The organism is Thermaerobacillus caldiproteolyticus (assembly GCF_013761245.1).
In the GTDB taxonomy this organism is placed as follows: Bacteria; Bacillota; Bacilli; order Bacillales; family Anoxybacillaceae; genus Thermaerobacillus; species Thermaerobacillus caldiproteolyticus.
Genome location: NZ_JACDUT010000010.1, coordinates 16,987 through 28,762, shown reverse-complemented (window position 1 = coordinate 28,762; position 11,776 = coordinate 16,987). Strand labels below are relative to the sequence as shown.

The 11,776-nt window shown below is 38.5% G+C and carries 10 protein-coding genes; 1 reads left to right on the top strand and 9 read right to left on the bottom strand.

Annotated features, from left to right (window positions below):
* Window positions 1–10: 10 nt before the first annotated feature.
* Window positions 11–355, bottom strand: a complete 345-nt coding sequence (locus tag HNR31_RS14375; protein WP_181556918.1) for an ArsR/SmtB family transcription factor — start codon at window positions 353–355, stop codon at window positions 11–13.
* Between the two features lie 1,055 nt (window positions 356–1,410).
* Between HNR31_RS14375 and HNR31_RS18920 the strand changes: the two genes are divergently transcribed.
* On the top strand, window positions 1,411–2,655 hold the full coding sequence (locus tag HNR31_RS18920; RefSeq protein WP_258561098.1) for a right-handed parallel beta-helix repeat-containing protein: 1,245 nt from the start codon (window positions 1,411–1,413) through the stop codon (window positions 2,653–2,655).
* 465 nt (window positions 2,656–3,120) lie between these two features.
* Here the strand turns inward: HNR31_RS18920 and HNR31_RS14365 are convergent, their stop codons facing one another.
* The 8 genes from HNR31_RS14365 to HNR31_RS14330 form a co-directional block, all read right to left on the bottom strand.
* Complete coding sequence (locus HNR31_RS14365) at window positions 3,121–4,818, bottom strand: long-chain fatty acid--CoA ligase (RefSeq protein ID WP_181556917.1); 1,698 nt, start codon at window positions 4,816–4,818, stop codon at window positions 3,121–3,123.
* 358 nt (window positions 4,819–5,176) lie between these two features.
* Window positions 5,177–5,746, bottom strand: a complete 570-nt coding sequence (locus tag HNR31_RS14360; protein WP_181556916.1) for a TetR/AcrR family transcriptional regulator — start codon at window positions 5,744–5,746, stop codon at window positions 5,177–5,179.
* A gap of 110 nt (window positions 5,747–5,856) precedes the next feature.
* Window positions 5,857–7,029, bottom strand: coding sequence for a thiolase family protein (locus HNR31_RS14355; RefSeq protein WP_181556915.1), 1,173 nt, complete (start codon window positions 7,027–7,029; stop codon window positions 5,857–5,859).
* 176 nt (window positions 7,030–7,205) lie between these two features.
* A complete protein-coding gene (locus HNR31_RS14350; protein ID WP_181556914.1) occupies window positions 7,206–7,607 on the bottom strand; it encodes a MaoC family dehydratase in 402 nt (133 codons plus the stop codon).
* Window positions 7,604–8,053 carry a MaoC family dehydratase N-terminal domain-containing protein gene (locus HNR31_RS14345; protein WP_181556913.1) on the bottom strand — a complete coding sequence of 150 codons (450 nt, stop codon included), beginning with the start codon at window positions 8,051–8,053 and terminating at the stop codon, window positions 7,604–7,606. The genes HNR31_RS14350 and HNR31_RS14345 overlap by 4 nt, the downstream gene beginning before the upstream one ends.
* Window positions 8,054–8,074: 21 nt before the next feature.
* Window positions 8,075–8,839, bottom strand: a complete 765-nt coding sequence (locus tag HNR31_RS14340) for a beta-ketoacyl-ACP reductase (protein WP_181556912.1) — start codon at window positions 8,837–8,839, stop codon at window positions 8,075–8,077.
* A gap of 58 nt (window positions 8,840–8,897) precedes the next feature.
* Window positions 8,898–10,076: an acyl-CoA dehydrogenase family protein gene (locus HNR31_RS14335; protein ID WP_181556911.1), complete on the bottom strand. Its 1,179-nt coding sequence runs from the start codon at window positions 10,074–10,076 to the stop codon at window positions 8,898–8,900.
* A gap of 432 nt (window positions 10,077–10,508) precedes the next feature.
* Complete coding sequence (locus tag HNR31_RS14330) at window positions 10,509–11,282, bottom strand: NAD-dependent protein deacylase (RefSeq protein WP_181556910.1); 774 nt, start codon at window positions 11,280–11,282, stop codon at window positions 10,509–10,511.
* Window positions 11,283–11,776 lie beyond the last annotated feature (494 nt).

Here is an 11,776-nt window from a genome sequence, read left to right as displayed (position 1 = left end):
CACCTCTCCGTTACTCACACGAGATTTTTGTTCCTTTTTTTTCAAGCTCCTCTAATTTTTCTTGCTGGTCTGGAATATGAGCTAAAATATCTTTGATTAATGAATACATTTCATGTTCCTTGTTCATAGAATAAAAGATCCATTGGGCTTTTCTCGTTTCTTTTACTAAACCAGCATCTTTTAACTTGCGAAGATGTTGACTAATGGCAGGCTGACTTATCTGAAAAACTTCAACTAACTCACACACGCAACAATCATTATTATCTAATAGTGCCATAATGGTTAGTCTTGTTTTGTCGCCCAATAATTTCAAGACTGTCACGACTTCTTCCACACTCGCAACAACTTGCTTCATTCTATCTCCCCCTTATCCGTCAATCATCATATAAAAATATAATTATGTAATTAAATAAAAATAATAACAAATAGAATTACCGGAACATAAGAAATACATGATTCTCTCCCCTCTTATCTTGTAATAAAAGAATATTAGTAACTGATTATATAATAAAAAACTTATATAATAAGTTCAATGAATAAATTGTAAAGATTTCATCTTTTAAAATTTACAATTCTACTTATGTTATCTAATTCATACTAAAATGTTTCTAGTTGTGTTTGGAACTTGGTTTATAAACATACATGGGTTTTCTTTTTTATCTGACACTAAAACTGTGAAATCCGGTACATATTCATACAAACAAAACAATATCTTTCGTTCTTAATCGCAGTGAACGTTCTTGATATATGAATCATGAGTAAATCACTCTTATCTCATTTCACGAATGTTGTGCTATGTGATGCTTAATTTGTCCCCACTCTTTTAGTGAGATGAACAGCTTCTGGATAATCCTTTCCCAACCGCTCATGGATATCATCATTTTTTATAATGATTGCTAATGTCAAAGTATACGTTTTTAAAATACAGTCCTGACTCCTCATCAATGCTATAGCTCATTGAAACTTTCGTTTTTGTTAAAGCAATTTTCAAATTTTCCTCTTCATTCCACTTAGTTATCACTTCTATATAAAAAAGATTTTAGTAGAAAAATACTGTTTTTTCTTATTCAACTATCTTGAAAAATAATATTTTCATTCTTCTGATGGTGTCGCAACTATGCGGCATGGTTGTCTCCCATGTAAGAACGAGTCACTTACATTATCAGTTTGGCCACGAGGGATTTTTATGTTCAAGAAAAAATTCCAATCAAAATTTGTTTTTCTAAAATCATAATAGAACTATAGGAGCCCTTCTATAAAAAGGGCTCTTTTTTATATCACTGATTTGTCGACTTGTACATATTATGTAATAAGAAAGAGATTCTACTCTTTCCTAATAAGTCTTGTATATGCATCAAACTTATTAATAGTATATTGCATCTACTAGACAAGAAAGAGGGGGGAAATAAGATGGCAGGTACAAAAACATTTATTAACACTAGTCTAGCAACTTTACAGATCACTCTCTTTATTCGTGAAGGAAATGATCCAATCAATCAAGATGGGACAGTTTCATTTACTTTAAATCCAGAAGAAACACAAACCATTACCTATGGTAATGATCAAAACAGCTTCCTAAACGGGATTTTACTTTTTACGATTTTCCAAGGAGACCTCTACAGCAAAATGCAATTTGTAACCGTAAGTGGAAGTGAACTTGACAACCTTCTCAATACAAACAATGTTATTACGATCACAAAGGAACTAACAGACTACGTAATATCCGGAAACAACAGCGGCTTAGATGCTGTAAATGAGGCCCAAACTATAGCTGAGATGCGTGCTGCTATCGAAGACCCGCAACTGGGGCTAGATCTCACAGCATACAATAGTCTTACAGAGGCACAAAAAGATCAGGTAGCCGGAACGGTGTTAGCTAATAGACCTGTTTCAGGATATCCTACCGTAGCTAGTGTACAAGAGGCGCTCGATGATGCAATTGACCAGATCGTAGATCCTAACAATATATTTGTCCGTGCAGGCTCAGTAGGAGGAGATGGAAGTAGAGCGAATCCATTTGGAACCATTCAACAAGGGATAGCTGCAGTTAATGTTGGAGGCACAGTGCATATATTAGAAGGCACCTATCCAATAACATCTCAGATTAACGTTAATAAATCAGGTATTACTTTATTAGGTGAATCCGACCCGCTGCTACTGTTACAAGCAAATGTGATTCCTTTATTGGTATCAGCCAACAATGTGACGATCGACGGCTTAACCATGACTAGTGATATTCCATATGCGGTAGAGTTTATTCAAGTGGGAGGAGCCAATGTAAATATTATTAATAATACAATCTACGGTCCACCACAGCCAGGCCCTATGTCAGGATGGGTTGTCAATCGAGCAGTTGTTTCTCAGAACAATGTTTCTAATATATTACTAGAAAATAATACTTTTTATTCACTGAGAACAGGAATGTATATTAACCCGAATACGACAGGAGCGATAAATAACAATGTCGTTTACAACACTAAAGGTGGTTTTTTAGTGGATCGGGCATTCACAACATTTAGTGGTAATTCGTGGGGGATCCCTATAAATGAGTTTGATATCGTTCTGCTAGCTGGAACCACTACAGGACCTCCATACAACGACCTGACTGCATTAAGTGCAGCAAATAATGGTGCGACCATTTCAGATCAAAGATAATTATAAGAGTAACCCATAAAGATTGATAACTATAAATTCCATCAGCACAAATCTAGTTACGTTGAAGAAGATAGAGATTTTTAAACCACTTTATTGTTATTCTTATGTGAAAAGATTAGTTACTGTTCCAAGATATTAAACAACTATTTTTAACACCGTTCGAAAAATTCGAACGGTGTTTATCTGCATTTAAGGCATCCGATACAATGCAACATAAAAATTTATGTCTTTGATAATTATAAAATTCACGTCTATATGCAGAAGTGAAGACAATTCTCATTTATTGTATTATTTTTTAAAGAACGAGATCGTTTCGGTACGGACATCTAAAACTAAAGACAATCCCAAAACAGCAAGTAGATTTGCTTATAATCTATAACGAGTGACAATTTATAGAAAACGCTTCCAAATATTAATCCATTAATAACTGCTGTATGAAAATCTCCATCCGTTCTCCCCCTTTTTTTAAGTAGATTTAGGTGGATCAGCCGTTGGATTCGTTTTTACTTTTTCCCATTCTTCTTCCTGAAGTTTTCTCCACAGTATTTTCCCGCTGCTTGTCATCGGGAATTCCTTTCTGAATTCAACATAACGCGGATATTTGTAAGCAGCCATATGCTTTTTCGACCATTCGATAATGTCTTCTTCTCTCACTTTTCCTTCATAACCTTCGTGTAAGATGATAAATGCTTTTACCGTTTCGCCCCTTTTTGGATCAGGAACTCCAACGACACATGCCTGTTGGACAGCTGGATGCTTGTAAAGATAGGACTCTACTTCAGTTGGCCACACTTTGAAACCGGAAGCATTGATCATTCGTTTTACGCGGTCCACAATAAAGAAATAGCCTTCTTCATCGTAACGACCCATATCCCCTGTCCGGAAAAACAATTTGCCATCGAGTTCAATAAAGGCGTTCCGGTTTTCTTCCTCCCTGTTATAATAGCCAACCATCACTTGCGGACCATTGACAACAATTTCTCCGACTTCGCCAACCCCAAGCTCCTGATGCGTTACAGGGTCAATGATACGTGCATCTACATCAAATGTTGGAATACCGAGACATTGCATTTTAGGTCGGTCTGGCGGATTAGTGTGGGTTTGGGCGATCGTTTCGGAAAGTCCATATCCTTCCACAAAGTGTAACCCTGTCAATTGATAAAGCTTTTCTCCCAATGCTTCCGGAAACGTAGCTCCTCCCCCTGAAATAGATGTTAAAGAAGAGAGATCTTCCGGTTTTAATGTTGGATTGGATAAGAAATCGACCAGCATCGTACTGATTGTAACCCAATGGGTGCATTTTTGTGTCTTAATCAGCTCGATAGCCGTATCACGATTCCATCTTGTCATGATGACCATCCGGCTGCCGCTGTAGATTGGCATGTGCATGCTGTGAACCATACCGGTAACATGAAAGAACGGCAATGTCGCTAAATGAACCGTATTAGGTGTAACCCTTGACCAATGATAAGCGCCAACCGTATTTGCTTGAACGGTTCTGTTTGTATGCATACATCCTTTTGGTAGCCCGGTAGTGCCGGAAGTGTAGGGAAGAACGATAAGATCATCAGCATAAGACAAATGCTCTCCAGGTGAATATTTGGCGTTTATCGCATCCATCCATAGAAAATGATTTGACTTGTCAAAGATGATCCGCGGAGCTTCTGCTTCTTTTGGTAAACTTCCTTCAAAATCGGTCCTAATATAATCTGAGTAAGCAGCTATAAGAAGATGATCGAGAGAGGTTGTGTTAAGCAGCGGGGCCACTTTTTCATACAATTCCTGTCCTATAATGGCAGTTCTGATTTCAGCATCTTTTATATAAAACGCTAATTCACTGGTTGTCAGCATGGGATTGATGGGAACAACAACGGCATTGGCTCTCACAATCGCATAGTAAGCGATAATAAACTGTGGAGAATTCTGCATCAATAGTAAAACTCTATCCCCTTTTGATACGCCTAATTTTTGCTGTAAATATCCAGCCAGTGCATGAACCTCATCATCTAGCTGACGGTAACTCATTGTTTGACCATAGTAATAGATTGCCTCATGGTCAGGATAACGATTGGCCGAAACTTTGAGGTTATCGTACATTGAGGTTTGCGGGACTATTAAAGACTTTGTCGTTTTCGGCCAGAATTTATGGTGGAGGGTAAGCATATTAATCACTCCTTCTTTATTCAGATGATGACACCCAATAATCCTTTCGCTGAATCGAAAAATTATCTGCGAATTTGCAACAGCGTGTTAGCTGGAAGATGTAACCCCCTTTAACATAATTCCGAAAAAAGTCTTCTCCTACTTCAACCCGAAGTAAAGCGGCGGTAGTTTACCTAATTTTTTTAAGGAAGGGCATGAAAAGAGAATGCACAATCGGTGCCATGTATCTCTTTCCATGACAAAAAAGTAGCGGCGCTCGTCTTACCGCTTGACACTAACTAAGTTAGTATGATTTATATGAAGCGAATATTTTTTAAATACTTAAATCAAATTTTGCTGGATCTTCACCTAAAAAGGATTAATCTGATTTTTTAATTCCGTTTAATATCAAGTCCACATAGATTTCAGCGAGCTTTTCTTCCGATACTTCTCCCTCAGGATTAAACCAGTAATAACTCCAGTTTGTTATCCCTAAAATTCCAAATGTCAGCATATCTGGGTTAGGATTATTTTTAAATTCTCGTTTTGTTATTCCTTCTTCAATTAACTTTTGGTAATTTTCGCGAAATACTCTTCGCTTTGCTTTAATTTCCTGCAAGTGCAACTCATTTAAGTGTCTCATTTCACGGAAGAAAATTCTCGCACTTCTCCGCTGCGTTTTAATGTTATTGATCAGCATATAAACAATATCATATAGCTTTGCTGTACAATCCTTATTAGGATCTTCTAAAATTTGTTCCTGCTGCCTTACGAGATCCTCAATATAGGTCAAACAAATATCTCCTAACAATTCCTCTTTACCTTTGAAATAATAGTAAAATGTTCCTTTTGTCACCCCGATAGATTCGACAATATCTTGTACGGATGTTTCTTTAAAGCCTTTCTGGTCAAATAGTTCAATGCTTGTTTCGATAATTTTTTCCTTCATGTGTTCGTTCCTTTCTGTAGAAGTTTTCATTAATTAAATTACGGCACATTTCAAAGCTCTACTAAAAATTTTAGGTGTTGTTCATATAATTTCTTGCCAACTGAACAGTGTTATTGTTCACGTTCAATAATGGTGGCAATCCCCTGTCCTCCTCCAATACAAGCCGTAATCAGAGCATATCTTCCTCCAGAGCGTTTTAATTCGTATACCGCCTTTGTGATAAGGATGGCACCGGTTGCACCGAGCGGGTGCCCATGGGCGATCGCACCGCCGTTCACATTTACCTTTTCCGGGTCCATGTTCAGTTCCCTGTCACATGCAATAACTTGCGCGGCGAATGCTTCATTAATTTCAATGATATCGATATCTTCCAAGGAAAGCCCCGCTTTTTTCAGCACTTTTCTTGTCGCCGAAACAGGTCCGATCCCCATAATATTAGGGTCTACACCTGCTACGGCATACTCTCTGACAATGGCTAACGGGGTTAAACCCAACTCTTCTGCCTTTTCTCTTGACATGATTACCAATGCCGATGCAGCGTCATTTAAACCAGAACTATTCCCGGCTGTAACGGTACCTCCTTCTAGAAAAGCAGGCTGGAGCTTTGACAGTGCTTCCATAGTTGTTTGGGGCCGAGGGTGTTCATCGGTTTTGAATACGATCGGCTCCCCTTTTCTGACTGGAATGGTAATAGGAACAATTTGCTCATTAAACCGGCCTTCCTCCATTGCAGCAGCCATTCTTTGCTGGCTTCTGAACGCAAATTCGTCCTGTTCCTCTCTGCTAATGTTATATTTTTTCACGAGATTTTCCGCCGTAATTCCCATTGGTGGATCGCCAATTTCTTTCGGTGACAGCTGTGACTTCCGGAAACTTGGAGGGGTAGAACTGTATGGTTTTTCCGGACGGTCCATTAAATATGGCGCCCGGCTCATGCTCTCAATCCCTCCAGCTATATAAATATCGCCATCTCCAGCACGAATCGCCTGTGCTGCTAGGTTTACTGCATTGATTCCTGACCCGCACTGCCTATCAACGGTTAATCCTGTAATTTCAATGGACAAACCGGTTTGTAACGCTGTTAATCTTGCAATATTTCCGCCGCCGCTCAAAACATTTCCTAAAATCACATCATCTATCATTTCAGGTCTGACGTTTGCCCGTTGAATTGCTTCTTTGATCACTTCCGCTCCAAATATATGCGCTGGTACAGAGGCGAGCGCACCACCTTGCCTGCCTATGGCTGTGCGGACCGCTGAAACAATAACAGCATCTCTTTTCACTGTTTCCCACACTCCTTGTAAAATAAAAACAACTTAGCGAAAACCCAGTAACCAAGAGATTCCTCTTGTCACCGGGCTTTCTTTCACAGCTAAGAAACCTTCCAATGACAAATGCTATTACATTATTTTCGTGCTCATCCCTAAAGTGATTAGTGGATGTCCGATCTGCAGAGAGTTTAATATTGAGAAAACACTACCTCTCCCTTTACCACTTCATTTCCGCTTTGATTCACCGCCAACACGTTAAAACGCAGTTTATTCCCAATTCTTTCTTTCAAAGTTGCTTTTAGTGTAATGACATCGTTAAGAAAAACCATTCCTTTGAACCGGACCGAATAATCCTGTATAAAACCTTCTTCATAATAAGAGGTGAACAGCTTTGAGAGATTTCCCATTGTCCACATTCCGTGTGCAATAATTCCCGGTAAACCGGCTTTTTTTGCTTCTTCATCAATGGTATGAATAGGATTGTAATCCCCGGAAGCTCCGGCATATTTAATTAAGTCCAGCCGAGAAACAGGATTGAGCTGCACCTCTCCTAGTGAATCTCCCACTTGTAATTCTATGAGCTTTTTCACACGATCATCGCCTTTCTTACCGCTTCTGTTATGATGATAGTTTGTGTAGAAGTGAAGATGATTTGACCTGACGGATCTTCCCCGTAGCTTTTTATGACCAAAAATCCTAACTTACCGATGCTTCCTTTTTTCTCATAGTAATCTTCCACTTTCGAGTAACAGATAATTTCTTCTCCTACGAGAAGAGGACGTTCATAATGGAAGATTTGCTCACCGTGAATAAGCCCCTTACTTGGAAGTTTCAATTCATTAATCACGCCGTAATCAAAAACCCTTGGAAATGTTGGAGGAGCGATATTGTTTTTATATCTTGATTTTTTTCCCGTTTCCTCATCCCAATAGATTGGATTCGGATCACCAATCGCTTCCACGAACTTTTTTACAGCGCTTCTTTCAACAATATTCTTAACCTTATTAGAACATTTTCCAATGTGTTCCGTGAACATGTAATGGTCACCCCGTTTCGCTTAATTTTTTGGGCCTCCAGCTACATATAAGACTTGGCCGTTGATAAAGGAAGATTTCTCGTCTGCAAAGAAGGCAACAGCATGAGCAACGTCGGACGGCTTTCCGCTTCTTCCAACCGGGATTTGTGAAACACTGATATTGATGAGCTCCTCGAATGAAATACCGATTCGTCTTGCCGTTTCTTTTGTCATATCCGTTTCGATAAATCCAGGAGCTACCGCATTAGTAGTAATCCCAAATTTCCCAAGTTCGATGGCAAGTGTTTTTGTAAATCCTTGCAGCCCTGCTTTTGCTGTGGCATAATTGGCCTGACCGCGGTTACCGAGAGCCGACGTGGAAGAAATGTTTATGATGCGGCCATATTGTTTCTCTACCATATATTTTTGGACGGCACGAGCGCAATAAAACGATCCCTTTAAATGAACATCCATCACGGTTTCCCAATCAGAGTCTGTCATTTTAAAGAGCAGGTTATCACGAATCACCCCTGCATTGTTCACGAGAATATCAATCGATCCAAACGTGTCGACTACTTCTTTCGCCACGCTTTCCACTTGGGACGCATCGGTGACATTTGCCACTCTAGAATAAACATCATACCCTTTTGCTTTTAATTCGCTTGTCGTTTGATTCAACGCTTCTTCATTCAAATCGATAATAGCCACTTTTGCTCCTTCTTCTGCAAAGAGCTCAACGATCGCTCTTCCGATTCCGCGGCTTCCGCCTGTTACAAATGCTACTCTTCCTTCAAATCTTCCACCCATTTTCCATTCCTCCTGAAATTATATATACTCCAATATCCATTAGATAGCGCTTTCAACATTAAATAAATTGACCGATTTTTACATGCCCTTTTAATAGATTTCTAGCAATAATCATGCGCTGGATTTCATCCGTACCATCGTAAATTCTCCAAAGTCTTGCTTCGCGGTACCAGCGTTCAATTGGCAGCTCCTTCGTATAACCCATTCCACCATGAATTTGCAGAACTCTGTCTACGACTCTATTTCCCATATTCGCACCGTACAATTTCGCCATCGATGCTAAATGCCGGTTATCCTCCCCTTGATCCAGCGTAAAAGCTGCATTGAGCACGAGCCATTTTGCCGCCTCGATTTCCACCGCCGAATCAGCAATCTGCCATTGAATAGCCTGTCTTTCTGCAATCGGTTTTCCGAAGGTGATGCGCTCTTTTGAATAATCGATCGCCATTTGCAGCAAACGTTCTGCAGCTCCGACTGCTCGCGCTCCAACAACCCATCTCGCATATCCAATCCATTCTAATCCGAGTTTATAACCGCCATGCAATTCACCTAAAATGTTTTCTTCCGGAACGCGGACATTTTCAAATATTAAGCTGGCAGGTCCTGACTGTCCCATCGTATGTATATACTCGGATCTCCAGCCCATATCGCGGTCAACAATAAAACATGTGACTCCTTCACGTCCTAAAGTCGCCTTATGCCTTTCTTTATCAGTAATGGCAATCACCATGACAAAATCTGCTTCATTTCCGCCAGTAATGAACGTTTTTTCTCCGTTTAACACCCATTCATTTCCGTCTTTTACTGCTGTCATTTTAATATTTCTTGTATCGGAGCCTGCACTAGGTTCGGTCATGGCAAAGCATGATTTTTTCTCGCCGTTGATGGTAGGAATTAAGTATTTTTTCTTCTGTTCTTCATTGGCGTAATAGAGGATATTATCTGCCGATCCTCCAAATTGGAAAGGAACAAACGTTTTCGAAACCTCCATAATTACAATCGCCATCATGACATTCCCGAGGTCAGCGCCGCCGTATTCCGCAGGTGTGTTGATTCCCCAGAACCCCGCTTCTTTTGCTTTTAATTGAAGTTCCTTAAGTTTACCTGGCGGGAGGCTTGGTCTTCCTTCTCTCTCATTTCTCAGCACTTCATTTTCCAGAGGCATGAGCTCTTTTTCTACAAACTTTCTGATGGCTTTTTGGACCATTCTCTGTTCATCTGTGAGGCGCAAGAACATATTATCCTCTCCATTCAAATAAAAAATTCTTCTATCTTATGAATATTCATGTTGTTTAACAATATACCAACCAGTTAGTATGTTGATTTTATTTTATTAAGAAATTTCAGAAAATACAAGGTTTATTTTTAACTTTAATAAAACTGTCCATGTCTTGTATCCGAGCTTCCGCATACAGATCATACTAAGTGCTAAAATGCAATCATTCTTATCAGAAAAAGTATGTTGTAGATGACGATATATCCATCCAGAAGTGTATGTTTAGTCACTGTACATCATTTTCACGATGATGGATTTTCTACGTTCATTTATGCATGCTTATGAGTTTTGCAACAGGTTCAAATTTTAAACATAAATGTTTTTTGTATAAAATAATTTTGGACTATCCCTGTATGTTTTTTTCATAATATCCCCTAAAATCAAACGAACTCTTTATGAGTTCGTTTGATCTTTTAGATATTCATTTATTTTTGTAACCGTATCTCCTATTCCTTCATAAATAACAATATCAAATAAATGATCCATTTTTGTTGGCGTTTTATTAATCATTGCTTTTTTGATTTTAAGGGCTTGATAAGATAAATAAACAGGAATTTGATTAACGGGAGATACTTCAAGGCTCGTTCCCATTGCAATGAAAAGATCACTGTTATAAGCTTTATTTAATGCTTCGTCGAACTTTTGAACCATACCGCCAAACAGCACAACATCAGGTTTTAAAATAAAATTACAGACTTCTCCCTTTTTGTTTGTTTTATTACATCTTGGAACATCATGTTCGTTAATAAACTTTAAATCGTATTTTGTTTGACATTTTGGACATGTAGCAGTTTGAAGGGTTCCATGTAATTCAATAATATTGGAATTTCCTGCTTTATGATGCAACCCATCAATATTCTGTGTTAAAACCGTTATATTTTTCCCCATATCTTCTAATTCCTTTAAAAATAGATGTCCTTTGTTTGGTTCAAAATTCCCCATTAATTTCAAGGAAAAAATTCGTTTAAATTTTGCCCAAAAATCTTTCGGATTTCTATTAAAATAGTATTCTGATATATAATTCTCCACATCTTCTTCTTGTGAATATATACCATTATCGCCTCTGAAATCAGGAATTCCCGATTCTGTGCTCATTCCTGCTCCGGTGAATATTGTAATGTTTTTTGCATTTTTAATGATTTGTGCAAGTTCCTTTATTTTTTCCATGAATACTCCCCCTTTCTCTTTTAATTATATATTTTTTCTCTATTTTTTATAAAATTGTTTTTACAAACTATGATGGTGTTGCAGAACTAAAATAAATACGCAATCTTATGCATAAGATGAGAGGCATAGTTGTACATGCAACGGATATCGATGAAAAACAATATCATCACGGCTGCTTCAGTCCGTCCAGCGTCCTTCAACTCATGGAACTGACGCTCATCGTATTCCGGAGTTTGAGAAATTCCTTACCAAGAGTACTAGTAGATATTACACATTCATAAGTCAAGTCTCTTTACTACGTGCATAATTTCTTTCGTGGATAAATCGATGAAAGGAAGAGGCTTCCTACCTGTTCCTCTATTTTACGAGCGTTCTACTATTATTACGCTTAATCGGCGATGACAAATCCCGCAGTCTTTTAGACTACGTCTATCGATTAGCCGTAGAGTAAAAAAATCATCCCATACAAAATGGAACTTATATCCCTTGTAATG

Coding starts and splice junctions, on each gene's coding strand:
- HNR31_RS14375 (WP_181556918.1), bottom strand. CDS start 355: ATGAAGCAAGTTGTTGCGAGTGTGGAAGAAGTCGTGACAGTCTTGAAA.
- HNR31_RS18920 (WP_258561098.1), top strand. CDS start 1,411: ATGGCAGGTACAAAAACATTTATTAACACTAGTCTAGCAACTTTACAG.
- HNR31_RS14365 (WP_181556917.1), bottom strand. CDS start 4,818: ATGCTTACCCTCCACCATAAATTCTGGCCGAAAACGACAAAGTCTTTA.
- HNR31_RS14360 (WP_181556916.1), bottom strand. CDS start 5,746: ATGAAGGAAAAAATTATCGAAACAAGCATTGAACTATTTGACCAGAAA.
- HNR31_RS14345 (WP_181556913.1), bottom strand. CDS start 8,053: ATGTTCACGGAACACATTGGAAAATGTTCTAATAAGGTTAAGAATATT.
- HNR31_RS14340 (WP_181556912.1), bottom strand. CDS start 8,839: ATGGGTGGAAGATTTGAAGGAAGAGTAGCATTTGTAACAGGCGGAAGC.
- HNR31_RS14335 (WP_181556911.1), bottom strand. CDS start 10,076: ATGTTCTTGCGCCTCACAGATGAACAGAGAATGGTCCAAAAAGCCATC.
- HNR31_RS14330 (WP_181556910.1), bottom strand. CDS start 11,282: ATGGAAAAAATAAAGGAACTTGCACAAATCATTAAAAATGCAAAAAAC.